This window comes from Thalassotalea sp. Y01 (assembly GCF_012932945.1).
Lineage (GTDB): Bacteria > Pseudomonadota > Gammaproteobacteria > Enterobacterales > Alteromonadaceae > Thalassotalea_A.
The window spans coordinates 85,403-111,131 of record NZ_JABBXG010000010.1 but is presented as its reverse complement, the minus strand read 5'-3'; the positions used below and the strand labels follow the sequence as shown (position 1 = coordinate 111,131).

22 protein-coding genes and 1 riboswitch are annotated in these 25,729 nt (G+C 43.5%); of the genes, 14 read left to right on the top strand and 8 right to left on the bottom strand.

What is annotated here, in order from left to right; all coding sequences use genetic code 11:
- Positions 1-51: 51 nt before the first annotated feature.
- From HII16_RS14215 to HII16_RS14205, 3 genes are read left to right on the top strand one after another with little or no spacing between them, the layout of a single operon-like run.
- Entirely contained in the window at positions 52-1,839 is a 1,788-nt protein-coding gene (locus tag HII16_RS14215; RefSeq protein ID WP_169131107.1) for a DUF1538 domain-containing protein, read from the top strand.
- Positions 1,836-2,198 carry a P-II family nitrogen regulator gene (locus HII16_RS14210; protein ID WP_169131105.1) on the top strand — a complete coding sequence of 121 codons (363 nt, stop codon included), beginning with the start codon at positions 1,836-1,838 and terminating at the stop codon, positions 2,196-2,198. The genes HII16_RS14215 and HII16_RS14210 overlap by 4 nt, the downstream gene beginning before the upstream one ends.
- Complete coding sequence (locus tag HII16_RS14205; protein WP_169131103.1) at positions 2,195-2,587, top strand: hypothetical protein; 393 nt, start codon at positions 2,195-2,197, stop codon at positions 2,585-2,587. The genes HII16_RS14210 and HII16_RS14205 overlap by 4 nt, the downstream gene beginning before the upstream one ends.
- 146 nt (positions 2,588-2,733) lie before the next feature.
- Here HII16_RS14205 and HII16_RS14200 read toward each other — a convergent pair whose 3' ends face one another.
- The 3 genes from HII16_RS14200 to gloB all read right to left on the bottom strand — a co-directional run bounded on the left by HII16_RS14200 (position 2,734) and on the right by gloB (position 7,324).
- A complete protein-coding gene (locus tag HII16_RS14200) occupies positions 2,734-4,308 on the bottom strand; it encodes a Na+/H+ antiporter NhaC family protein (RefSeq protein ID WP_169131101.1) in 1,575 nt (524 codons plus the stop codon).
- 64 nt (positions 4,309-4,372) lie between these two features.
- Positions 4,373-4,567: riboswitch (Lysine riboswitch) on the bottom strand.
- Positions 4,568-4,872: 305 nt separating this feature from the next.
- Positions 4,873-6,474 (bottom strand): LysM peptidoglycan-binding domain-containing protein, encoded by a 1,602-nt coding sequence (locus HII16_RS14195; RefSeq protein ID WP_211183524.1) that lies wholly within the window; start codon positions 6,472-6,474, stop codon positions 4,873-4,875.
- A 64-nt stretch (positions 6,475-6,538) separates the two neighbouring features.
- Positions 6,539-7,324: a hydroxyacylglutathione hydrolase gene (gene gloB / locus HII16_RS14190; protein ID WP_169131099.1), complete on the bottom strand. Its 786-nt coding sequence runs from the start codon at positions 7,322-7,324 to the stop codon at positions 6,539-6,541.
- 178 nt (positions 7,325-7,502) lie between these two features.
- Between gloB and HII16_RS14185 the strand changes: the two genes are divergently transcribed.
- The 5 genes from HII16_RS14185 to HII16_RS14165 all read left to right on the top strand — a co-directional run bounded on the left by HII16_RS14185 (position 7,503) and on the right by HII16_RS14165 (position 11,982).
- On the top strand, positions 7,503-8,246 hold the full coding sequence (locus HII16_RS14185; RefSeq protein WP_135440361.1) for a class I SAM-dependent methyltransferase: 744 nt from the start codon (positions 7,503-7,505) through the stop codon (positions 8,244-8,246).
- A complete protein-coding gene (locus tag HII16_RS14180) occupies positions 8,243-9,802 on the top strand; it encodes an FGGY family carbohydrate kinase (RefSeq protein WP_169131097.1) in 1,560 nt (519 codons plus the stop codon). Before HII16_RS14185 ends, HII16_RS14180 begins: the two co-directional genes overlap by 4 nt.
- 104 nt (positions 9,803-9,906) lie before the next feature.
- The gene (locus HII16_RS14175; RefSeq protein WP_169131095.1) at positions 9,907-10,665 is read left to right on the top strand and encodes a Nif3-like dinuclear metal center hexameric protein; all 759 of its coding nucleotides are present in this window, start codon (positions 9,907-9,909) and stop codon (positions 10,663-10,665) included.
- A 172-nt stretch (positions 10,666-10,837) separates the two neighbouring features.
- Positions 10,838-11,377 carry a cytochrome b gene (locus tag HII16_RS14170; protein ID WP_169131093.1) on the top strand — a complete coding sequence of 180 codons (540 nt, stop codon included), beginning with the start codon at positions 10,838-10,840 and terminating at the stop codon, positions 11,375-11,377.
- Between the two features lie 44 nt (positions 11,378-11,421).
- Positions 11,422-11,982 carry a YceI family protein gene (locus HII16_RS14165; protein ID WP_169131091.1) on the top strand — a complete coding sequence of 187 codons (561 nt, stop codon included), beginning with the start codon at positions 11,422-11,424 and terminating at the stop codon, positions 11,980-11,982.
- A 165-nt stretch (positions 11,983-12,147) separates the two neighbouring features.
- On the opposite strand, the gene HII16_RS14160 is transcribed toward HII16_RS14165, so the two are convergent.
- A complete protein-coding gene (locus tag HII16_RS14160; protein WP_169131089.1) occupies positions 12,148-14,055 on the bottom strand; it encodes a DUF885 domain-containing protein in 1,908 nt (635 codons plus the stop codon).
- Between the two features lie 75 nt (positions 14,056-14,130).
- On the opposite strand from HII16_RS14160, the gene HII16_RS14155 reads away from it, so the two are divergent.
- The 6 genes from HII16_RS14155 (at position 14,131) to greA (ending at position 21,862) form a co-directional block, all read left to right on the top strand.
- Complete coding sequence (locus HII16_RS14155) at positions 14,131-14,976, top strand: M48 family metallopeptidase (protein ID WP_169131087.1); 846 nt, start codon at positions 14,131-14,133, stop codon at positions 14,974-14,976.
- Between the two features lie 204 nt (positions 14,977-15,180).
- Positions 15,181-15,795: an FKBP-type peptidyl-prolyl cis-trans isomerase gene (locus tag HII16_RS14150; protein WP_169131085.1), complete on the top strand. Its 615-nt coding sequence runs from the start codon at positions 15,181-15,183 to the stop codon at positions 15,793-15,795.
- Between the two features lie 151 nt (positions 15,796-15,946).
- Positions 15,947-16,747 carry a 4-hydroxy-tetrahydrodipicolinate reductase gene (gene dapB, locus HII16_RS14145; RefSeq protein WP_169131083.1) on the top strand — a complete coding sequence of 267 codons (801 nt, stop codon included), beginning with the start codon at positions 15,947-15,949 and terminating at the stop codon, positions 16,745-16,747.
- 259 nt (positions 16,748-17,006) lie between these two features.
- Positions 17,007-18,134, top strand: coding sequence for a glutamine-hydrolyzing carbamoyl-phosphate synthase small subunit (carA, locus tag HII16_RS14140; RefSeq protein WP_169131081.1), 1,128 nt, complete (start codon positions 17,007-17,009; stop codon positions 18,132-18,134).
- Between the two features lie 30 nt (positions 18,135-18,164).
- A complete protein-coding gene (gene carB / locus HII16_RS14135; RefSeq protein ID WP_169131079.1) occupies positions 18,165-21,383 on the top strand; it encodes a carbamoyl-phosphate synthase large subunit in 3,219 nt (1,072 codons plus the stop codon).
- A gap of 2 nt (positions 21,384-21,385) precedes the next feature.
- On the top strand, positions 21,386-21,862 hold the full coding sequence (gene greA, locus HII16_RS14130) for a transcription elongation factor GreA (RefSeq protein WP_135437225.1): 477 nt from the start codon (positions 21,386-21,388) through the stop codon (positions 21,860-21,862).
- Positions 21,863-22,020: 158 nt separating this feature from the next.
- Here the strand turns inward: greA and HII16_RS14125 are convergent, their stop codons facing one another.
- From HII16_RS14125 to HII16_RS14110, 4 genes are all read right to left on the bottom strand, one after another.
- Complete coding sequence (locus tag HII16_RS14125) at positions 22,021-22,446, bottom strand: GNAT family N-acetyltransferase (protein WP_169131077.1); 426 nt, start codon at positions 22,444-22,446, stop codon at positions 22,021-22,023.
- Positions 22,447-23,113: 667 nt separating this feature from the next.
- Positions 23,114-23,605 carry an ATP-binding protein gene (locus HII16_RS14120; protein ID WP_169131075.1) on the bottom strand — a complete coding sequence of 164 codons (492 nt, stop codon included), beginning with the start codon at positions 23,603-23,605 and terminating at the stop codon, positions 23,114-23,116.
- A gap of 84 nt (positions 23,606-23,689) precedes the next feature.
- Positions 23,690-24,673, bottom strand: coding sequence for a tetratricopeptide repeat protein (locus HII16_RS14115; RefSeq protein ID WP_169131073.1), 984 nt, complete (start codon positions 24,671-24,673; stop codon positions 23,690-23,692).
- A gap of 73 nt (positions 24,674-24,746) precedes the next feature.
- The gene (locus tag HII16_RS14110; protein ID WP_169131071.1) at positions 24,747-25,568 is read right to left on the bottom strand and encodes a hypothetical protein; all 822 of its coding nucleotides are present in this window, start codon (positions 25,566-25,568) and stop codon (positions 24,747-24,749) included.
- Positions 25,569-25,729: the final 161 nt, after the last annotated feature.

The following is a 25,729-nucleotide window of genomic DNA, read 5'->3' as shown; positions in this document are numbered from 1 at the left end:
TTATTGAAAATAATGTACTAGGCTGAAAAAAAACGAATTATTGAGTCTGGAATGCCAGAAATCCCATACGCTAACTATACGCGTGCACAACGCTCGGTAAAAAACGAGTATAGTGCAAACCGTCTTATATCAACGCCTAATTTTGATAGTGACGGCAATCTGATTGCTATTCCTGTGGTGCCCACTAAATTCACGCCGATGGAAGTGCTCAGCTTGATCCAGTCCTATATGTCTCCCCGGTTGATGGAACAAGTAAGGGCAGTGGTGCCGCTTGCACTCTATTTAGCACTGTTTCAATTATTGATTCTTAATCAGGTGGTTGAAGACTCGCTTGTCATTACAGGAGGTCTGATTGCTGTTATTGTCGGTCTGATGATCTTTATGGAAGGACTGGCTAAAGGCCTGATGCCGTTCGGTGAGATCATCGGCAGTACGTTGCCTCGTAAATCACCATTACCGTTGGTTTTATTCATTACGCTGCTTCTAGGGATTGGTGTTACCTTTGCCGAGCCCGCGATTGGTGCTCTGCAGGCGGCAGGTCAAAACATCTCTGTTGAGCGTGCCCCGTATCTGTATGCTTTGCTCACTGAATGGGCTGATTCATTGGTCTTGGTTGTGGGGGTAAGTGTTGGTGTGGCTGCCGTACTCGGTACCGTTCGTTTTCTTTATGGTTGGAGCCTAAAACCGCTGATCTATTTTGCGCTCGTGCCCATGTTAGCGCTGACAATCTATTGTTCTCTGGATCTGGAACTGCGCAATACGCTTGGGCTTGCATGGGATGCCGGCGCGGTGACGACAGGACCTGTAACGGTTCCATTGGTGCTTTCTCTTGGCATTGGTATCGCTAGCGCTGCAGGTAAAGGCGAATCCGGGCTATCCGGCTTTGGCATTGTCACACTTGCCTCGCTGTTTCCGGTTCTTGGCGTAATGCTACTAGCCATTTATGTTTCAAGTACCGTAACAACGGCTGAGATCATTGAGGCAGCGACGCTGACAGCCAGCGCCGCTCAAGAGGCGCAGTTGTCCTGGTTTGAGCAGAGCCCCGGCGTGGAGATTATTTCCGGCGTACGTGCCATAGCGCCGTTGGTGGTTTTTCTTTTTTTGGTGCTTATCGTCGTCTTGCGTGAGCGGCTGGCTCATCAAGGCGAGATATTCTATGGCATTGTGCTCACCATTATCGGCATGTGCATTTTTAATATCGGTTTGACGTATGGATTATCGAAGCTGGGTGGAAATGCTGGTGGTTTGGTTCCAGGGGCATTCATGGAAATAAATAGTATTGCCAATTCACCAATCTACGTTTACGGGGTCGGGCTGGTCATTTCGTTGGCATTTGCATGGATGCTCGGTTTTGGCGCAACGGTTGCTGAGCCTGCTTTGAATGCGCTAGGCGTCACGGCAGAGACGCTGACAGAAGGCGTATTTAAAAAGAAAACCTTGATTACAGCCGTATCTGTGGGGGTTGCCTTTGGTATTGCCCTTGGCCTTGCTAAGTTGATATTTAATTGGCCGCTGGTATGGCTGATCGTTCCCGGGTATTTGCTCGCTATTGTACTGACCATGTTATCGAGCGAAACCTTCGTTAATGTCGCCTGGGACTCAGCTGGCGTGACAACTGGACCTATAACAGTACCATTGGTTCTGGCAATGGGGATTGGATTTGGTAACGCCACCGATGCGGTGGAAGGTTTTGGTATTCTTTGCCTGGCGTCGATTGGCCCTATTATCACCGTGATGATTACAGGGCTATGGGCGCGCTACAAGGTGAATGTTGAGATACGTGCAGCAAAAGAAGCGAAAATGGTTTCAAAAGAACAAGAGGCGCAAACAATCATATGAGTGAAATAATCTACCTAACCGATGTAGCCCTTATCACCTGCGTATTAGATAAAAAACGTACAGAGGCTGTGTTACTCGCGGCTCGTAATGTAGGAGCCCGCGTTGCCAGTGTTCACGCGGTACACGGCTGGGGCGTTCGAGAACGATTTGGAGCCTTAGGTGTTGCTGTAGAATCTGAGAAAGACGTGATTGTATTTATGGTGTCTTCGGACCAGCAGGATTTAATGTTTGAGGCAATTTATAAAGCCGCTGAACTGAATGTGCCCGGTATTGGGTATATGTTTGTCAGCCCAGTGGAAAGAGTGGCGACCTATGTACCTGAGGCCGTTCGCAAAGAACTGGGCGTGAACCCAGAATGAGTCTCTCGGCCGATTTAGCTGCGCAAATGGCGAACTTTCCGGCTTGTAAGGCCATTTACTGTTATTTGCCGGACGATGGCACGGACAAACGCCTGCTGGCAGAACTGCGTGAAAAGTTTGGTGTCACCAGCGCTGGCAGCTCAGCTTGCCGAGGCATCGGTGCTCTTGCTGAAGTAAAAACCGAGCAAGGGAAATTACCTGAGTCGGAGCTGGTCAAATTTTTATTTATAACGTGCACAGAAGATCAGGCAAAGGATATCTTCGAATTTATATTCTGGTTCGCAGAAGTGGACAAGCCGGGTCGCGGGGTGGTTTGGCAACAGAGAATAACAAGCTGTACTCCCTACGAATTACCGACCGATGTTCCGGACGAGGAGACCGGTGCTTAAGAGTTTCTTTGTGTTGAGGTGATTGTTTTTACTGACAACAGAGACAGTCTGATATTCGCACATGACGGACTTAACGTGTTACAGATAAAATAAAAGCCCAGTGGCGATAGCGACTGGGCTTTTATTTTACTGTGCGCTTGTTTTACTTAAGTTGGGGCGGTACTGCGTGACTGCTCAATACAAATCATTCGCAACAAACCAACAAGACCAATAAAGAATAGGCTGGTTACCAGCAACGCCAAACTGCTTGAACCGGTAAAGCCAATAATGATAAAGCCAATCGCTGATATTGCCGCAATCGACAAAGAATACGGTAGTTGTGTAGCCACATGATCGATGTGATTACAGCGTGCACCGGTGGACGACAGTATGGTGGTATCTGAAATCGGTGAACAATGATCACCAAATACTGACCCTGCTAAGACTGCTGATAGCATAGGCAACATAAGCGCTATATCACTCGCTGCCGCCATATCACCAGCAATAGGTAACATGATACCAAATGTACCCCAAGATGTGCCTGTGGCGAACGCCATAAAGCCTGACAGTAAAAATAACAACACAGGAAACCAAGCAATGTCGATATTACCTGTAGCTAACGTCGATAGATAACTACCGGTTTTCATATCGCCAATCACCGTGCCTATGGTCCAAGCGAACAGCAATATTAAAATAGCGCCAAGCATTGATTTAGCGCCATTGATTGCCGCTTTTGAGATGTCAGCAAAGCCTATGCCGCGTTTGATTATGGTAAATAGCGTCATCGCCAAGCCGACTAAACCACCATAAACCAGCGACATACCTACATCGGTATTTTCAAATGCGGCAAAGATATTAAATGCTTTATTATCGGCACTAAGCGCTTGTCCACCGGTATAAACCATAAAGCTTATGGTGGCGATAATTAAAACGACAATGGGCGTGATAAGGTCGCGTGCTTTTGCTTGAACGCCTTCAATGACCATCGGTAATTCATGGCTTTCTTGTTTGCTCTGATCGTCGCCGTCATTTGCTTGTTGTTCATGGCGAGTCATGGCACCGACATTTAAATCGAAGTAGATCACCGCAAACACCATTAATAAGGCAAATAACGCGTAAAAGTTCATTGGGATCGACGCAACATAAGCTGCAAGCGGGGTGTATTCACTGATGCCATGGCTTGCTAGTATACCTGCCATCAAGGCCATGATGTATGCCCCCCAACTGGATATTGGCATTAACACACACATAGGTGCCGCGGTAGAGTCTAAGATATAGGCCAGTTTGGCACGAGATACTTTGTATCGATCAGTTACCGGTCTTGAAACGGTACCAACGGCTAAGGAATTAAAGTAGTCATCGATAAAAATAAAGACCCCTAAAAATGCCGCTAACAGCTGAGAGCCTCGGCGATTTTTAACTTTACCCATAGCCCAATTAGCAAAGGCTAACGTGGCACCGCTGACACTTAACAAAGCGGTGATCACGCCAAGTAAAATTAAAAATGCCACAATCGACATATTCCAGCTGTTTATACCACCGTCTTCAATAAACACACCGCTCACCGAGGCGCCAACATAAGCAAGCGTACCGGTAATCGACATGTCATTAAGTAAGACTGCACCAAGCAATATACCAACCCCAAGCGACAATAAAACGCGACGAGTCAATATTGCCAGTGTCAAGGCGATTACAGCGGGTAATAAAGAAACAAATGATGATGAAAAATCAATTAAATTCATGTGTAACTACTTCAGTTTTATAAAGCACTACTAAAAATGAATATGCTGTATCGAAGGGACAGAACTTCATCGTAGCGCTCCATAGTTATTTGTTACCAGCGTAACTGGTTTGACTATGGCAGTGTTATCTCTTTCGACAATAACACCAGCAAGATGAAGCGATCTTCAATCTTACTTCGGCAATTAATCCTTTCTCGTTTTGTCTTCGGCATCACCCTGATAAAACGATACTGATATTAATCGCACCTCTACTTTTGGCCTGTTTTAGACTGCTGGCGGCAGATAATGTCTTGCCAGCTTATGACAAGAATTGATTCAGTATGACCATTAAGGTTAGGGCAGAGCCAAACATGGCTAAAGAGCTAGCATATAACTCAGAAAAGCTGCGATGTTGTCGAATTACAAACATAAACGCCTTATTTTTAAGCAAAATAGATTGCTGAAGGTCAGCTGAATTTTAAAGGGCGTATTATAAGGATTCGGCAAAAGTATGCCGTTACTCAAGTGTAAAATATGAACAGAGATGTGTTACGGGCAACAGTCAAACCGTTGCCCGCATACACACTAGATAGAGGTGATATTGACGGACAGTTTTAAAATTTGACCTGGTTGCAGGTATTTACTGCGATTTAGGTTGTTCCACTTTTCAATATCGGCAATTTTAACTTTAAACTTGCTGGCAATGCGTGCCAGTGAGTCACCTGATTTCACTTTATATTGAATATTGCGCATGACGGTATTACCTGAGCCTGATGCGGCACTGTCGTTTGCGGTCCAAATCGTTAACTTTTGACCCAGTCTAAGCATGTCTTTAGGGGCAAAGCCATTCCATTTGGCAATGTCTTTCCCGCTCACTTTGTACGTTCTGCCGATATCCCACAGGTTATCGCCATTTTTGACAACATGAATGACCTTATTACCGGTACCTTTTTTGCTTAGCTTGCTTTGGCGCACTTGCTCATAGGTTGCGTAGCGATCTAGGCTTTGTGTGGCGGTAGGGATCAACAGGTAATTACCGGCAACAATAACATTGTTATTTAGGTCGTTGGTTTCTCTAATAACCGACACTGTGGTATTAAAGCGTTTGGCAATCACCGATAAGCTATCGCCGCTTTTAATTTTATAGCGTTGCCAACTTAAGCGGTCTTTTTCATCTAATGACGAAAGACTTTTCTTAAATTGTTCGATTTTGCTATTTGGCAGCAATAGTTGATGCGGTCCATTTGGCGGAGTTGCCCAACGATTGAAACCAGGGTTAAGTGCGTGCAATTCATCCACGGTTAAGCCGGATAATTTTGCTGCCAAAGATAAATCCAATTGTGAGCCAATATCAACATGGCTGATCACCGGTTCATTATTTATCGCATATAAGGTCACACCATATTTTTCAGGTTCTTTAACAAGTGCGGCCAGGCCCAGTAGTTTAGGCACATAATCACGCGTTTCTTTCGGCAGTTTCAAGTTCCAAAAATCGGTAGGGCGACCTTTGCGAGCATTGGCTTTCATTGCTCTGGCGACGCGACCTTCACCTGAGTTATAGGCGGCAAGTGCGAGTAACCAATCGCCATCAAAGCGCTTGTGTAAATATTTTAGGAATTTGATTGCTGCTTGAGTCGAGGCGGCAACATCGCGTCTGCCGTCGTACCACCAATCTTGTTTTAAACCAAATTGCTTTCCGGTGCCCGACAAAAATTGCCACATGCCTGAGGCACTGCCGTGCGAGTAGGCAAAGGGATCGTAAGCACTTTCGACAACAGGCAATAGCACCAATTCCATTGGCATGTTGTGTTTTTCCAGTTCTTCGGTGATATGGAAAAGAAAAGGCTCGGAGCGTTTAGCAACACGATCTAAATAGCGTTGATGCTTGGCGTACCAATCACGATGGGCTCTAACTTTGCTGTTGTCTGGAATATCAAATTCAAGTTGCGATTGGATACGTACCCAGATGTTGTCGACGACTTGAATGTCATCTTGCTCAGTTAACGGTATTTCCACATCTTCTCTAGGGTGGATAACAGCTACGGATTCGTCTGCATGTAGTGCTTCAAAAACATCGTTGTTTGACGCAGTAACTATGTTCGCACTTTGTTGTTCTTGCTCTGGCTGATTTAGGTTTTGGCATCCCACCAAAACGGTCAGCGACAGGGGAAATAAAATTTTCTTCATGAATAAACAGTTAGCAGTTTTAGGGTTATTATAATTCAAGATAAAACAGTTATATTTTATCCTGCTAAAAATTGTCTTTTAGTTCGCGAACAGCTGCAAACACATCGACAGTATTGTCTAATTCTAGACCACTTTGTTGTTGTGCGCCCACTCTTACTGAATCTAAGTGACTGCGTAGAAACGGGTTTATTTGCTTTTCCAAACCTATGGTACTGGGGATGGTCGCGATATTACTGGCGCGAAGCTCCGTTGCTTTATTTAAATAATCTTTTAATTGACCATTATTTGGTTCAATAGTTCGAGCAAATTTTAAGTTTGCCAGCGTATACTCGTGAGCACAAAATACTTTTGTTTGCTCATTAAGCGTGCTCAATTTTTGCAATGAGTTGAGCATTTGTTGCGCACTGCCTTCGAATAGGCGACCACAACCACCAGAAAACAGTGTATCACCACAAAACAACCATTGATCATTATGAAAAGCGATATGACCTAAAGTATGGCCGGGTAACTCAATGACACTAAAATGAATCTGATTGGTCAATATTTGCACAGTATCGCCTTCAACAACATGCACATCAGAAAATTGTTGTGCTTCTTGCGTTGGGCCATAAACCGTCACTGACCAGTCTTGCTCGTGTGCAAATTGCTTTAACTTGTTAATACCACCGGTATGGTCTTTGTGGTGATGAGTGACTAAAATGTCACTAAGGATCAAGTTATTTTTCTTTATAAATTCTATACATACATCGCCATCGCCTGGGTCAACCAAAGCACATTTGGCACTTGCACTGTCGGTTATACACCATATATAGTTATCGTTAAATGCGGCAATCGCGTGCACTTGAAACATTCAAGTCTCCTTAGACTTTATCGGTAATCTTGCCGATTTAAGCGGCAAAATGCAGTATACCTTGTGTCAAAGGTGAACTAAAGATTGGCCGGCGATTAATTAACGAAAATCCGTTGTGGCGGTACATAAATAAGTACACGGGCAGGGCAATGACTTTGGTACAAGCAAGCACACTATGATGAAACCGGCATTAGCATTTGATAATCCGAAAAAGCCCATGCGTTGGCATGATATGGCTTGCGGTGAATTGATTGCTGAACAAATAAACCAACATTTGGCCAATTGGTGGCCGAGGATGTTTGGTTATCATTTATTAAAGCTGGGTGATTTAAGCGGTGAAATTGATTGCAGTGCGTCAAAAATTTCACACCAAGTGAGCGTTAATGAAGATAAAAACAGTGCTAATGTGATTGCGGAGATAGACGATTTACCTTTTTTAGATAGCAGCGTTGATGCCTGTCTATTGACCCAACAGTTAGAATTTGCGGTCGACCCACATCATATCTTGCGTGAAGCCGATAGAGTATTGATCCCCAATGGCTATTTAATTATTTCCGGCTTTAACCCAATTTCATTGGCAGGCTTAAACCAAATAATTCCCTATCGTCGACAGGTACTGCCATGGCAAGGGCGCTTCTTTACACCAATGCGTGTTAAAGATTGGCTTAACTTGCTCGGTTATGAAGTGTTGGATGACAAACGTATGTTGTTTTCATCATTGCATCCGAAGATAAATGCGGATGGTTGGTGGTTTAAAATGTGCCAACGTTTTGCTGGAAAATACTTAAGCTCGATTGGCTCAGTTTACGTTATTGTCGCTAAAAAACGGGTTCATCCATTAACGCCTATTCGCCCTAAGTGGCAAATACGTCCCAAATTTCGACCCATTAAAGTTTCAACATTAGGGCAAAATCGTTCTTGAGCAATTCTGTATCAACCTCGTCTTTACCGCATTATTTAGTGTTAGATTTTGGTAGCCAGTCACTTCGCGCATTGATCATTAATAACCTCGGTCAGACTGTGAGCAAAGTGATCGTTGATCAATTTCACTATAAGCGCACCGAGCAAGGCGTTGTCAGTCAACAACCCGAGTGGTTTTTTCAACAATGTATAAACGCATTGTCGCCGCTTATCGCCGATTACACGCAGCAAGGTTTTCAAACCGCTGATATTGCCTGTATGGGCATCACTAGCATGCGTAATACGCTTATTGCCCTTGACGACAATCACAAACCTGTTGTTGACGCCATTGTGTGGCAAGATCGAAAATACGCTGAGTGCGTGCCTGCATTGAATCTCTTTTACCGCTTGGCGTTTACTATTGCCGATTGGTTTGTGCCACTAAAAAAGGACATCGCAGAGTTACAGCAACAGGCAGCTATCAATAAAATTAGGCAAAGACATCAACAGCAATACCGCAACATCGCCCATGTATGTTATCTGACAGGTTATTTACATTACCGATTTACCGGTATCGATATCGATAGCCGTGCCAACCTTATTGGTCATCTGCCGTTTAATTTTAAACACGGAAAATGGCAGCCCAAATGGCATTGGTATCATCAAGCATTTGCCACTAAACCACAGTGGCTGCCATCGATTTGCGATGTCGGTGACGTCATTGCCAATGTGAAACCTGAATTTAGCCAGTCTATTGGTTTTAAGCAAACAATGCCTTTAGTGGCGCTTGCCAGTGACAAGGTCAGCGAGCTCATAGGCAGTGGCTGTTATCGCGCGGGACATTTACATATAAGCCTTGGTACAGCCATCAGTGTATCCATGCTGACCCAGCGCTTTAAAGGTCCAAAGCCATTTTATCCAGCGTTTCCATTTGTTGAGCCTGGTCTGTACGTCTGTGAATTGATGCTTGCCATAGGTATGCAATTAATCAGCGACTTTATCGAACAATTTGGTGATTGTTTACCTGCGAATTTACGGCAAGATGAATTAAGCTGTGATGTAAGCCGTGACGAGTTGCTGGCGAGATTGGACCAACAACTCATGTCGTTGGACGAAACTTCAGCACCTGCGACTCTGTTTGATATCGACGCCTATTGCCAACACTATCGCTGGCAAGATGGTTTTAGTGTTGTTCTCGATGACTTTAATGGTAAAGATTTTGATGCGGAAGGTTCTGATGACCAGGCTATTGGCATCGCCCATTATCGCGCATTACTGGATGCCATTGCCGATAACATTGTCATGACGGTTTCGCGATTAACGACTCGATTAAATCGTGACGTGCAGCAAGTGTATGTGAGTGGTGGTGGCAGTAACAGCCGTTATTTGTGCCATCAATTAAAGCGACGCTTGGCGAAACCGCTGTTTGTCAGTCAATCAAAACAAGCCGGTGCTTTAGGGGCGGCAATTTGTTTGGCGTACTTTCAAGGACATTACCCGAGTTTAGAATCTGCGGTCACCAATATGTGCCAATTGCCTGTTGAGGTAGATTCAGCAACAGACGACGCTGTTGAATAAAAGGTGTTTTCAATGCGTGGGCAAGGTAATATGCTACACATATTATAGCGGTAACTGATCGTGTCAGTCCGTTGGTTTTTCATTTAAATTAATAGAACTTCATTATGCAAAGACTTGAATTTTTACATCTCCTTAATGGTATTTTACAACCTGAGCGTATCAAAGATTACTGCCCTAATGGCTTACAAGTTCAAGGTTCAGAAAAGGTTGAAAAAATCGTTACCGGTGTTACTGCCAGTCAAGCATTGATTGATGCCGCTATCGCTGCTGGTGCGGATACCATCATTGTCCATCACGGCTATTTTTGGAAAAATGAATCCTATGCCATAACTGGCATGAAATATAATCGAATCAAAGCGTTGCTCGATCACAACATTAATTTGTTTGCCTATCATTTACCGTTAGATATTCATGAAACCTTAGGCAACAATGCGCAATTAGCAAAGCTGATGGATATCCACGAGGTAGAACCACTAGAGCTGGGCAATCCACTATCAGTAAGCATGAAAGGGCAGTTGAGTGCAGCGACACCTGCTGAAAAAGTTGCTAATAGAATCAGTGCTCGACTAAATCGCCAATGCTTGCATATCGCTGCACCGTCAAACAAACCTATTAAAACAGTCGCTTGGTGCACTGGCGGAGGTCAGGGGTATGTTGAAATGGCTGCAGAGCAGGGCATTGATGCGTTTATAACCGGTGAGGTTTCTGAGCAAACGACGCATATAGCCAGAGAAATGGATATCCATTTTTTTGCAGCGGGTCATCATGCAACTGAGCGTTATGGTGCCAAAGCACTCGGCGAATACCTAGAGCAGCAGTATCAGCTCAATGTGCGCTTTATCGATATAGACAACCCAGTTTAAATTAAAGCCTGATATGAGCATTGGCCGATAAAGCCATTAAAGGCGATAACGCATTATCGCCTTCGTTCTGTTTTTTAGAATGATATGTGTCGTTTTTCGTTATTTTAATTCTGTTTATATTCATTACAATAGCCTTTCCCTATCTTCTTTACGAACAACAGTTACTTTTAAAATGAACACAAAGCAGTCACAACAAGCGTATCCAACAGTCGCGAAACTCATGCATTGGCTAACTGCAGTCGTGGTCTTCGCCTTGTTTGGTGTTGGCCTATGGATGGTTGAGCTCGATTACTATTCAAGTTGGTATCGTACGGCTCCGACTTATCATAAAAGTGTTGGTATATTATTGGCTTTGTTGATTGTACTGCGCATGGTCTATAAATACCTTAAGCCTGCCGTTCAGCCGATTGAAAGTCACAGCAAGATGGTGAAAATATCAGCTAAAGCAACACATTTTATTTTGTATGTTTTATTGCTGACGTTATTTGCTTCGGGCTATTTAATATCAACCGCTGACGGCCGTGGTATTGAAGTCTTTGATTGGTTTGTCATTCCATCTTTGGGTCAATTATTTAGCAATCAAGAAGATATTGCAGGGACTATCCATGAATACGTAGCCTATAGCTTGATAGTTTTGGTGGTATTGCATGGCGCTGCCGCTATAAAACACCATGTTATAGATAAAGATGATACGTTAAAACGTATGTTATAAACCGTAAACCTAATACTATTAGCGCTTAAACAGAGAGAGTAAAAATGAAAAAATTATTGCTATCGAGCTTGTTACTAGCATCAACAGCGATGACATCAGCACACGCTGCGGATTATGAGATTGATTATCAAGGTGCACATGCTTCGATTAACTTTAAAGTTAAACACCTTGGTTATAGTTGGTTAACAGGCCGCTTTAATAAATTTGACGGTCAATTCAGCTACGATGAAAAAAATATCGAAGCATCAAAAATTACGGTCAACATTGACACCGCCAGTGTTGATTCAAATCACGCTGAACGAGACAAGCACTTACGCGACACCGACTTTTTGGATGTAAGCAAGTTTACGAACGCCAAATTTGTTAGTAAAAAAGTGATGGATATGGGCGATGGTAAATTAAAAATTATCGGCGATATTACCTTGCAGGGCATTACCAAAGAATTAATCATTGATGCAGAAAAAATTGGCGAAGGTGACGATCCTTGGGGTGGTTATCGTGCCGGTTTCGCGGGCACAACATCTATTGCGATGAAAGACTTTGGCTATAAGATGGATTTTGGCGAGATCATATTTGACCTGCACATTGAAGGCATCCGTAAATAACTATTGCTTACACTAGGCAATATAGATGGCAGCTTAGGTGAAACATAGACAAGCTTACGCTATAACCTAAGCAAAAGCCTGAACAATTAATCTGGGTCAGAATAGATGGGCTGATTTCATGGTTCTGACCTTTGTTTTTCTACAGCGTTTTAAATCGCTTGTTGGTTATTTCGTGGCTATCCAGTCATTTACATTCTGTTCGAGCATGTCTAATGGCAGAGCACCTGAGAGCAATACCACATCATGAAACTCAGCAATATCAAAATTAGGGCCAAGTAAACTCTGTGCTTGCTTGCGCAGTTTAACGATTTTCATCATACCTAATTTGTATCCTAGCGCTTGACCAGGCCACGCCATATAACGTTCGACTTCGGCTGTCGCTTCCGATTCGGCATTACCAGCATGCTCCATCATATAGGTAATGGCTTTTTCTCTAGTCCAGCGTTTGGCATGAATACCGGTATCAACAACGAGCCGTACCGAACGGAATAACTCTTGTTTTAAACGACCTAAATTACCATACGCGTCATCGTCATACATGCCCATCTCAAAGGCCACTAATTCGCTATATAGCGCCCAGCCTTCAACGTAAGAGTTGTATGGTGCTAATGAACGTAGCGCAGGTATATTGGCTATATCCATATTTAACGATGTTTGCCAGTGATGGCCTGGGTTGGTTTCATGGTAGGTTAAACTTGGCAAATCAAATTTTGCAATAGAGGGGATATCGCGTAAATTGACCAAAAATACCCCTGGTTTACTGCCATCAGGAAATGGCGGGTAATATTGTCCACCTGAAGCGGTGTCTTCTATTTCTTTGGCAAATGGTTTGACGATAACATCGTACTTTATAGGGGTTTTAAATTGCTCAGGCATACGCGTGTTAATTTTTTCAATGTAGCCTGTTAAATCCGCTATGATTTTCTCTCGACCTTTGTCGTTATTTTCATAGCTAAAGCGCGATTCGTGAGCCAAGGCAGCCATACGTTCTGATATGGTGCCGTATTTGTAGCCAAGTTGCGATAAAATCGAATCCATATCGGCACTGATACGCGCCACTTCATCCAAACCTATTTTATGAATTTCGTCAGCACTAAAGTCACTGTCAGCCTGATCTTTAATGGCAAATTTATAAAAATCCTTACCCCCAGGCTGCGCCCATATACCATCGCCTGGTGCGGCTTGCGGTAAGTATTCGGTAATAGTGTCAATGATTTTTTGATAGGCAGGGAATACATGTTCGTTTAATGCTTCTGCCGTTTGCTGTAGCAGGCGCTCTTGTTCTGCCTTTGCTATGTTTGATTGCGCCATTAACTGCTTTAATCGGCGATAAATGATATGATTTTTAGGCTCGACTAGACTGAACCCTTGCAGAAAATTAATCGACGACACCATCAGCGATTTTGGTGGTACCCAGCCGGATTTTGCGTCTCTAATGAATTTCGCTTTTATTTGCTGTGCCTGTGCTGGTACCTCTTTCAATAAGCTCAAATAGCTTTTTACATCAGCGCTTGAGCTAATCTCAAATGCGTCGCTAAAACGATAGATAATATCCACCAAAGGACCATTGATTTGATTAATAATATAAGGTTGATGACCGAAGTATCCCTCGATAAAGCCTTGAGTGTGTTTTTCAGAGCCCGCCAAATGCAAGAAAATATTGGCCATGATAAGTCTTGAACTTTCGGCTTTTTTGTCGGCAAATGGCTCATGTTTTAATAATAATACTGCTTGTTCACGCATATATTGGCGATAATCATCGTTAACGTCTGGTGCGAAGTTGTCGAGTTTGTCTTGTGTGACGACTAAGGTTTGGCTACTTTTTAAACCAGACAATGCCGCATACTGCGGGCGCATTTGGAAAAAGGCTTTGGTGCCGTTATTCATTAATGTCTCGACACTGGGGAGTTGTGGTTGTTGATTTACACCAAGGACGTCTAACTTAGGCTTTTGTTTGGTCTCAACTTTAATGGTGACTGTTTCCTCGTCAGAACAAGCCCCTAGGTTGAGTAATGCCGTTACGACCAGAGCAATAGGCAGTAATTTGCAGCCAAATGGCGACCTTGTTGTCATAAATAATCCTTAACCACACGCTAACTTATTGATATATTATCAGTATATCTATCGAATTTTGAAAGGGAAGTCGTGATGAACAAACAACTTAAAACTATCGCGATTGCCACGACTGTCTTTGCGACGTTAGTGGCTTGTACTACATCACCTACGGGGCGCTCACAGGTTTTGCTACGCTCAAGTGCCGAACTCGATAAAATGGGCGCGACTTCTTTTGAAGAAATGAAAAAAGAAGTGCCAATCTCTACAGATAAAGCGGTGAATGAATTTGTTCATTGCGTTGCCGATTTTATTACACCTAATGTTAGCAGCAAGACCTTCGAAGGTGAGTGGGAAGTTGTTGTTTTTGATTCTGAACAAGTAAATGCTTTTGCCTTACCAGGCGGTAAAATAGGTGTTTATACGGGAATTTTAAACGTAACTGATGATGCAGATCAGTTGGCGGCTATTATTGGTCATGAGGTAGGGCATGTTATTGCTCAACATTCTAATGAGCGCTTGTCCAATAATACCATTAGCACGGGTGTCATTATTGCTGCAGGTGCTGCAGCGTCTAAAGATCAACGTGTCGTAGCCGTTGCCGCCGCTGCCGCTGCCACACAATTGTTTTTCCAATTGCCATATAGCCGTACTCATGAAAGTGAAGCGGATATTATCGGTCAGGAGCTGATGGCGAAATCTGGGTTTGACCCTCGGGCCAGTGTTAAACTATGGGAAAATATGGCGAAGTTATCCGATGGTGCGCCGCCTGAGTTTTTGTCGACGCACCCATCTCACACAACGCGAATTAATAAATTAAGCGAACATTTAATGGTGTCTGAGCCACTGTACGCGCAACGCAATGTTAATCCTAATTGCCCAAAGCCTGTGATCCCTGAACCGAAAAAACAGCAAAAGCCTAAGCAATCTGAAAAAGGTTAATGGTTACGGCAACGAAAGGGCGCTAACGGCGCCTTTTTTGTATATCCTAGCTATAGCAAGTGCTAAGGTTTCGTTTGAACACAATATGCTGCAAAGTCGAACATTATTTTTTTGAAATATCACTGGCTTTTCCGTATTAGGTCTTAAAGCCTGAGCCATAGTGTGGTAAACTTTCGCGCGATTTTTATAAGGATAATTCAAAACATGTCTGAATTTACTTCAATTGAACAACGCGTCAGTTACGGCGTGGGTCGCCAATTAGGTGACCAATTACGTAACAACCCATTTAAAGAATTCGATGTAGCTGCTGTACAAGCAGGTATTGCTGATGCTCTAGCGGATGCTGCTAGCCAGGTTTCTCAAGATGACCTACAAGAAGCATTCACTGTCGTTTCTCAAAAACTTCAAGAGCAAGAAGCCGCAGCAGCTAAAGAAGCTGCAGCTGAAGGTGAAGCATACTTGGCCGACAACGCTAAGCGTGACGAAGTTACAGTTACTGAATCTGGTCTTCAATTTGAAGTATTAGTCGAAGGTGACGGTGAGAAGCCAACTGCAGAAAGCAACGTTCGTACACACTACCACGGTACTTTCATTGACGGTAAAGTATTTGACTCGTCATACGATCGCGGTCAACCAGCTGAATTCCCAGTACAAGGCGTTATCGCTGGCTGGACTGAAGCGCTACAAATGATGTCAGTAGGCTCTAAATGGCGTTTACACGTGCCATACGGCTTGGCGTACGGTGAGCGTGGTTCGCAAGGTGCAATTCCTCCTTACGCGACCTTAGTTTTCGACGTAGAGTTGTTAGCTATCATCTAGTCTTAAGAAACGGGGTTTTTAACCCCGTTTTTTTTGATCTAAGTAAATAACCCATAGTTTATTTTGGCGGATAATTTACAACCTTATTATCGACGTTAGATGATGTGCCAAAGTAAGTTTAAAAACGACAATATTGAGTAAGAGAATAACAATGACAAAAGTCGCTATTTTAGGATGTGGTGGCCGCATGGGCCGAAACTTGTTGCAAGCTGCGATTGAGCACCAATCTATTGAACTGATTGGTGGTACCGTTCGTGCTTCTTCAACCTTAAAAGGTATTGATGCCGGAGAGTTGTGCGGACTAGGCCTGCAAGATGCGCCTATAACCAACAACATCGAGGATTTATTAGCGGCGGATGTGTTTATCGACTTTACTTCTATTGAAGCGACCAAACAGCACGTTGCTTGGTGTAACGCCAATAATAAAGCCATTGTTATCGGCACCACTGGTTTTAGTGATGATGAAGTCGCACAATTGCAGCAAATAGGTAAAGATACTGCCGTGGTATTGGCGCCAAACACCAGTGTTGGTGTTAATTTGCTGTTTAAGTTGTTGGAAATGACCGCACAAATTATTGGTAATGAAACCGATATTGAAATTTTTGAAGCACATCATCGCTTTAAAAAAGATGCGCCATCAGGAACCGCAGTAAAAATGGGCCAGGTCATCGCTGATACACTCGGTCGCGATTTAAATAAAGTTGCGGTTTATGGCCGAGAAGGCATCACCGGTGAACGTGATAAAGACACGATAGGTTTTGCCACGGTTCGCGCCGGCGACATCATTGGTGAACATACGGCGTTTTTTGCGGATTTGGGTGAACGCCTTGAAATCACCCATAAAGCCACATCGCGTATGACCTTTGCGTTAGGTGCTATGCGCGCCGCGTCATGGTTAATCGACGCTGAGCCTGGTTTTTATGATATGCAAGACGTGTTAGGGCTTAAATAGTTTTACCGTAATAGATTCGTGATATCGACGCTTTATAGCCATATGAAATGTGTGCTTTTTCGGGTTTAACACCGGAATGAAAATTAAAGCGTTAAAATGTATAAAATTGTTATAGACGCAAGGCCGTTAAATGCGTAAAATGCGCGGAATTTGCCAAAATTTCGTAAACGGCTTATTTTCGGATTAAAAATAGCCACTGTCTGCTCAGGTTTTAGACAGTTGCTTATTAATACTACATTTCTTCATTATGGAGGTTAAATTGACTAAATCTGCCATTTTGGTGCTCGAAGACGGCACCGTATTTAAAGGGACAGCCATCGGCGCTGAAGGTACTTCAGTGGGTGAGGTGGTTTTTAATACCGCTATGACCGGTTACCAGGAAATCCTAACTGACCCTTCTTATGCAGAACAGATAGTCACTTTGACATACCCGCATATTGGTAACGTCGGTGCTAACTCTGAAGACGAAGAGTCTGGTGACATCGTTGCAAAAGGGTTGGTTATTCGTGATCTACCATTGCTAACCAGCAACTTCCGTTCAGAGCAATCGCTTACGGAATACTTGGTTGCCAATAATATTTTGGGTATTGCAGACATCGATACACGCAAACTAACTCGCATCTTGCGTGAAAAGGGTGCTCAAAACGGTTGTATTATCGCCGGTGACGCCATCGATGAAAACAAAGCATTAGAACTTGCTAAAGACTTCCCAGGACTTAAGGGTATGGATTTAGCAAAAGTTGTAAGCACCAAAGAGGTCTATGAATGGACCGAAGGTAGCTGGCAACTTGGTAAAGGCCATGTCACACCAGAGCAGTTCAAGTATCACGTTGTCGCCTATGATTTTGGCGCCAAGCGTAACATCCTGCGCATGTTGGTTGATCGTGGCTGTAAACTTACTGTTGTTCCAGCACAAACGCCTGCAGAAGAGGTGTTAGCGATGAATCCAGATGGTATTTTCTTATCTAATGGCCCAGGTGACCCAGAGCCATGTGACTACGCTATCAGCGCCATTAAGTCATTCCTTGAAACCGACATTCCAGTATTTGGTATTTGCTTAGGCCATCAGTTACTTGGTTTGGCAAGTGGTGCAAACACAGTGAAAATGAAGTTTGGTCATCACGGTGCGAACCATCCAGTTAAAGATATAGACAGAGATGTCGTCATGATTACCTCTCAAAACCATGGCTTTGCGGTAGACGAAGACACGTTACCAGCGACATTGAGAGCGACGCATAAATCATTGTTTGACGGTTCCTTACAAGGTATCCATCGTACAGACAAGCCGGCGTTTAGCTTCCAAGGACATCCTGAAGCAAGCCCAGGTCCGCACGATGCGGCACCACTGTTCGATCATTTCATCGAACTAATTGAACAACGCAAATAAGCTAAACCACTGAATAGATAGAGTAATAAAATGCCAAAACGTACTGACATAAAAAGTATTCTTATTTTAGGCGCCGGCCCGATCGTTATTGGTCAGGCTTGTGAATTTGACTATTCAGGCGCGCAAGCGTGTAAAGCGCTACGTGAAGAAGGTTATCGAGTTATCTTGGTTAACTCGAATCCTGCGACTATCATGACTGACCCTGAAATGGCTGATGCTACCTACATTGAACCAATTCATTGGGAAGTTGTGCGTAAGATCATCGAAAAAGAGCGTCCTGATGCGGTCCTACCTACCATGGGTGGTCAAACTGCATTGAACTGTGCACTCGAGCTTGAAAGCAAAGGTGTGCTAGAGGAATTCGGCGTTGAGATGATTGGTGCGACAGCTGATGCCATCGATAAAGCGGAAGATCGTTCGCGCTTTGATACAGCGATGAAGAGTATTGGTCTTGAAACACCACGTGCTGAGATTGTTCACTCTATGGATGAAGCCATAGCAACCAGTGAACGCATCGGTTTCCCATGTATTATTCGTCCATCATTTACTATGGGTGGTACCGGTGGTGGTATCGCTTATAACCGTGAAGAATTTGAAACCATTTGTACACGTGGTTTAGACCTTTCACCAACTAACGAGTTGTTGATTGATGAGTCTTTGATCGGTTGGAAAGAATACGAAATGGAAGTTGTTCGTGACAAAAACGACAACTGTATCATTATTTGTTCAATTGAAAACTTTGACCCTATGGGTATCCATACCGGTGACTCGATCACCGTTGCTCCGGCACAAACCTTGACCGATAAAGAATACCAAATCATGCGTAACGCATCGCTTGCAGTACTGCGTGAGATTGGTGTTGAAACCGGTGGTTCAAATGTACAATTTGGTGTGTGTCCTGATACCGGTCGTATGGTTATCATCGAAATGAACCCGCGTGTATCTCGTTCTTCGGCGCTAGCGTCAAAAGCAACCGGCTTCCCGATTGCAAAAATCGCTGCCAAACTTGCCGTTGGTTACACCTTAGATGAGTTAAGCAACGACATCACTGGCGGCGCAACGCCAGCATCGTTCGAGCCAACCATTGATTACGTTGTGACTAAGATCCCTCGTTTTAACTTTGAGAAGTTTGCCGGTTCTGAAGATCGCTTAACCACTCAGATGAAATCTGTTGGTGAAGTTATGGCCATCGGTCGTAACCAACAAGAGTCAATGCAAAAAGCATTGCGTGGTCTTGAAGTCGGTATGAACGGTTTCGACCCTATGGTTGACGTGACCAAACCAGGCGCGAAAACCAAAATCATGCACGAGTTGCAAGAAGCCGGTTCTGATCGCATCTGGTACGTTGCCGACGGCTTCCGTCTAGGCCTAACGGTTGACGATATTTTCCGTCTAACCAAAATCGATCGTTGGTTCCTTGTACAGATTGAAGACATTGTACTAGAAGAGAAAAAAGTGTTTGAAGGCGGTTTGTCGTCTCTAACACCTGACGTATTGCGTCGTCTTAAGCGTAAAGGTTTCTCTGATAAGCGCTTAGCGGACATCATCGGTGTTGCTGAGACTGAAATTCGTCGTAAGCGTGTGGCTGGTGAAATCTTCCCAGTGTACAAGCGCGTTGATACTTGTGCTGCAGAATTCAGTTCAGATACTGCCTACATGTATTCAACTTACGATGAAGAATGTGAAGCAAACCCGTCTGATCGTGAAAAAATCATGATCATTGGTGGTGGTCCTAACCGCATCGGTCAAGGTATCGAATTCGATTATTGTTGTGTACACGCGGCATTAGCGTTACGTGAAGACGGCTACGAGACCATCATGGTTAACTGTAACCCTGAAACGGTTTCTACCGATTACGATACATCAGATCGTTTGTACTTCGAACCGATTACACTTGAAGATGTATTGGAAATTGTTCGTGTTGAGAAGCCAAAAGGCGTTATCGTGCAATACGGTGGTCAAACACCACTGAAACTAGCACGTGCATTAGAAGCTGCGGGTGTGCCAATTATTGGTACGTCTCCAGACGCTATCGACCGTGCAGAAGACCGTGAGCGATTCCAAGCAGCGGTTGACCGTTTAGGTTTATTACAACCAGAAAATGCCACGGTTACCTCGCAAGAAGAAGCGGTTGCCCGTTCGAAAGAAATTGGCTTCCCATTGGTTGTTCGTCCATCGTATGTATTAGGTGGTCGTGCTATGGAAATCGTTTATGATGAAGACGATTTACGTCGCTACATGAACGAAGCCGTAAGCGTATCAAATGAAGCACCAGTATTGCTTGACCGTTTCCTTGATGACGCGATTGAATTTGATATCGACGTTATTTGTGATGGTGAGCAAGTCGTGTTTGGTGGTGTTATGCAGCACATCGAACAAGCCGGTGTTCACTCTGGTGATTCAGCCTGTTCATTGCCGCCGTACAGCATCAGCGATGAAATTCAACAAGTGATGCGTGATCAAGTGGAAGCATTAGCGTTTGAACTTGGTGTTGTCGGTTTGATGAATACGCAAATGGCGGTTAAAGGCGATAAGGTTTACTTAATCGAAGTTAACCCGCGCGCAGCTCGTACAGTACCATTTGTATCGAAAGCGACCAGTGTTCCGTTAGCAAAAGTTGCGGCTCGAGTAATGGCGGGTACGTCATTGAAAGAGCAAGGCGTTGAACATGAAATTATACCGGATTACTTCTCTGTTAAAGAGGTTGTTATTCCGTTTAATAAGTTCCACGGTGCTGACCCGCTTATCGGTCCAGAAATGCGTTCAACGGGTGAAGTTATGGGTACCGGTGATACCTTTGAAGAAGCTTACGCAAAAGCAAACTTAGGTGCTGGTGAAATACTTCCTAAAACAGGCCGAGCGTTAATTTCAGTGCGTAATTCAGACAAAGAGCGTGTTGTTGACTTAGCTCGTCAATTAATTGATTTGGGCTTTAGTTTGGATGCGACTCACGGTACCGCAGTTATTTTAGGCGAAGCTGACATTCCAGTGCGTTTAGTTAACAAAGTACACGAAGGTCGACCGCATATTGTTGATAGAATTAAAAATGGCGAGTACAGTTATATTATTAACACCACAGAAGGTCGCAAGGCGATCGAAGACTCGAAAGAGATCCGTGGTAGCGCACTTCGCTATAAAGTAACCTATACAACAACACTTAATGCGGCATTTGCAGCTTGTATGGCTCATGCGGCAGATGATAGAAACTCTGTGAATTCTATCCAGGAATTACATAAAAGGTGTAAATAAGAATGAGTCACATACCAATGACCGTTCAGGGCGCGGAAGCTCTGAAAGAAGAATTAAATCATTTGAAAACCGTTAAGCGTCCAGCGATTGTGCAATCAATCGCGGAAGCTCGTGAACATGGCGATTTGAAAGAAAATGCTGAGTATCACGCCGCTCGCGAAGAGCAAGGGTTTTGTGAAGGTCGTATTCAAGAAATAGAGGGTAAACTGGGTAATGCGCAAGTAATTGACATTACTAAAATTCCAAATAATCACAAAGTGATTTTTGGTGTCACAGTGACTTTATTGAATGTCGATACGGATGATGAAGTGACTTATAAAATCGTTGGTGATGATGAAGCTGACATCAAAAACAATCGTATTAGTATCAACTCACCGATCGCTCGTGCCATTATTGGTAAAGAAGTGGACACCGAAGTGGAAGTTAACACCCCAGGTGGCCGAGTAGAGTATGAAGTCATCGCGGTTGAACACAAGTAATGTGTAACTGACCTTAGTTAAATGACTTTTGAATAAAAACGTGGCCAAGGCCACGTTTTTTTATGGCCAAAGCAAAAGCGTGGCACGCTGCCATGCTTAGCCCTTAGCCCTTAGCCCTTAGCCCTTAGCCCTTAGCCCTTAGCCCTTAGCCCTTAGCCCTAGAGTTTTTTCAGCAAACAATAGGTCGTATGACCCATAGGGCAGTCGACTAGCTCTCCATATACCTGATAACCCAGCTTTTCGTAAAACGGTTTGGCTTGAAAGTCCACTGTTTCGGTACGTACGTAGGCAAAGCCTTGTTGTTTAGCGAACAGGTGTGCTTGGTTCATAAGCTTACTGCCCACACCTTGGCCGCGCGCTTGGTCGCTGAGCCAAAGCAACTCAATAATACAATAGTTCCAAAACGCATTGGCACGGATACCGCCAATAATTTGGCCATCGCTATCTTTAGCAAAAACTGCAAACTTACTGTCTAGTTCATAAACAACGTCTTTGGCAAGATGTTGCTCGTTAAATGATTGAATGCCTAAGCTGATGGTTTTTAACTCTTCAGGTTTAGGACTGGTTGTTAAATAGATTTCCATGTGTCGTCACTATATTGCCTACCTGCGATGTATATTAACGTTAAATTTGGCTATTTAACACGGCTTATTTAAGCTGAGGAAACAGATTATTAACGTATGTTTGCATTTTGTAATCATCTCTATTTTTCTCGCTAATTGTAATTTAATGTAACCACACCATTTAATTGTTTTGTCAAATAGCTGTCTGGGGAGGATAACGATATGACGATTTTTATCGGACTATTGGCGTTAGTGATAGGCGTTGTTTGTTGCAATGAAATAAAATGGTTTAGGAAATAGAAAATTTCCGGACTTTGACGCTAATGTTTCGAGCACTTCGGTGCTCGTTTTTTTGCTTTAAGTGTTGAGGATAGCGTCACAGACTCAGCTTTGGTTAGCGATGAACATACAACTGAAAATAGCAAAATAAGCTGAATTAACTTAACCGATTATTAACTGAGCAAGTTAGCCCCGTTCTTTGAGGGAGATTACATGAAATAAAAACAAGTCATAACGGCACCTAAAAATGCGCAGATCTTCGACCTTGTAAAACTGATACTTCTGGCACTGCCGATCACCCTTGATTGCTTGTTTGATATAATCCGCACTTTATTTACTGGACGCTCGAAAAGCTTTCCAAAACGTAATATCTATCGACACCATAAAACACCGACTAACAATACACACTCTAAACCGAAATAATATCGCTAAATCCTTCCGCTTTTGTTGGTGCTTGATAACGTTTTAACATGTCATCGAGTACCGTGTCAGGAATAAACTTTTGTTCTGACTGCTGCCTTTTGTGATTAACCTCTCGCAGGTAAGCTGGATTGTCACTGTTTTTGAAACATATCGCGATATATTGGGCGCCAGGGTAATAGCCAATCGCGCGTTGTCGATCGGAGCGAGTTAAATTGGTTAAATCCCACACCACGAGATCATGGTGTTTTGACTGGGCAATACGTTTTTGAAATAAGCGCTGATGGCGAATACGAATCGGGTGGCTCGTCGCAAGCTCAAAAAACTGGCGGTAATTAATACGATGCTGTCGGCAGAGCCTCTCGACAATGGTGTCTGAGGAGATGTGAAAGCCATGCAGCTTTTTCGCAAAGGTCGATTTACCACAACCAGGTGGACCAATAAGTAAGGTTATTTGTTGTTGATTGTGCTTACTACTCATTGTATCTAGGCTGCCATACTTGCGTCATAAAACTTGTTATTTCTCAAACTCCTTGTGCTGTTCAATTGTACACTATAGGTTTGATCATAAGCTGATGTTTAACTTTTTAGCTTCTTGTTTTAATCGCTTTTCAAGTTCCTTGTCGTCACTATTGCGCAATTTAGATTGACGCAGATGCGCCTGCGCGCGATTTGTTTGGTCCGTTAACGCCAACACTTGTGCTAAGCGATAATGCGCCCAAGCAGCGCTGGGTAACTCGCTTGTCATCGGCGACTTAGGCTGTTTTAAATAGGATTGCAATGCTTGTTGTCCAGCACTCAAATTTTGACCTGATAACACCGCCGTTTTGCCTAATTGGTATAAAGCGGATAGGGCATAGCTGTTCTCTTGGCTTTGATTATATTGCGCACTTGCTTGGCTAAAATAGTCGAATGCTAAGCGATAATCTTGGCGCTGTTGGTAAATAAAACCCGCTTTGGTTAGCACTCTGGCGTTGTCGGGGTGTTGTTGCAGAGTGTTCGCCAATGTTGTCGTAAGCGCTTGTTCATTGTCATCATGCTCATAGATGTTAAGCAATGCCATGGTGCCTTCTATTTGGTCCACACTTTGCAGTCGTCGCGCATAATGCTCAGCTTTATCGACAGAGCCGCCGGCTATCCCCGGGACATGCAAATAAAATCGAATAAGACCTTTTAAACTGCCTTGGTGTTTTGGGTTGACATGCAGTGATTTTTCAAAATGTTGTTTGGCAGTGCGTGCATACCCTGGTGCCGAAAATATTGATGCATTAGCGGCTTGGCTAAGTGACACTTTGGCAAGCCAATAGTGTTGTTCGGCATTGGCGCTGTCATTATCAACAACTTGTTGAAAATATTGCTCAGCTTTATCTAAATCTTTTTCAAAATAAGCTATTTGACCAAGGTAAAATAGCTTATCTAGGCTATCTGGCTGCTGCAACAACAATGTCTTGGCTTTGTCATATTGCTTTAAATGCAATGCATCAATGGCTTCTGTTGCAATAGCAGAGCTTGCCAAAATTAGGGTGAGTCCAATAGTTGTTCTTAACATCTTAAATCCTCAATTCGTTACTTTAATTGCGTATCAACGCTCATTTGACGTTATTAGTGTTATTTGCTTTTTGTTAAGAGCTTTTCTGCGGTAGTGGTTGATTGGAAATGACCGCCGTGTCTTTTTTACTGACTCGTTGTTGTGGGCTAGAAAGTGTTTTTGGTTTTGACTGCTGATAACGTTTCGTTAATCTACGAGTCACGACGATACCGATAACCGCGGGTAATATCCATGGCACGAGCATCCATAAACCAGGCAATAGTTGGCTTAGAAACTGACGTGCGCCGAAGGCGAAGAATGCGGTATAGATGCCGATACCGGTACCAATAAGATTGTTAAGATGACAAATCAGCCAATCTTTTGACTGGTGTTGGCGTTGCATGACAAATCTTATCATGCCAATACCATTGCCTAAGCCAACCACTGCAAAGATTAAGAACAGCGGTTGCATCGTTAATATGCCGATATACATTAGCACGGCAGACACTATAGGCAAACTGACGATAAGGGCGACATGAGTTGGCGTACGCAACTGGGTTAAATCAGATTTGTATTTCACGCTTAAGTAGCCTTGACGGGCGTTACTTAACACTAAAATGGATAAGGTGAGCAAGAATAATGCCACCATACGTTGCTGCTCTATAAAGGATAGAGCTTGTTCGCCACTCGATTGCGGAGCCTGTTGACGAATCGCCATGGGATCAACGAGAACCATTAACGACATTACGACCCCAGAAATGGATAGCAAATACATAATGGTAAGATATATACGACCAATTTTTTTATGTTGATTGCTACCTTTGCGATTTAACGCTGGCAGCCAAAACACGATCAAGGCAATACTGCCAGCAATAATATGGGTGTAAAGTAACACTTGATGTAAACCACTTAACATAGGATGTCTCCAATCCATTTTTATCATTGTGGTTATGTTAAAAAATTGTAAGTGATTTGCCTTGTGCCAAAAGTCATTAATTGAAACCATGACTTTTGGCCTATTTTTAAACGATGCGAATTAGGTCATACTATTTACATTATTTTAGCAGTGCCTTTGCA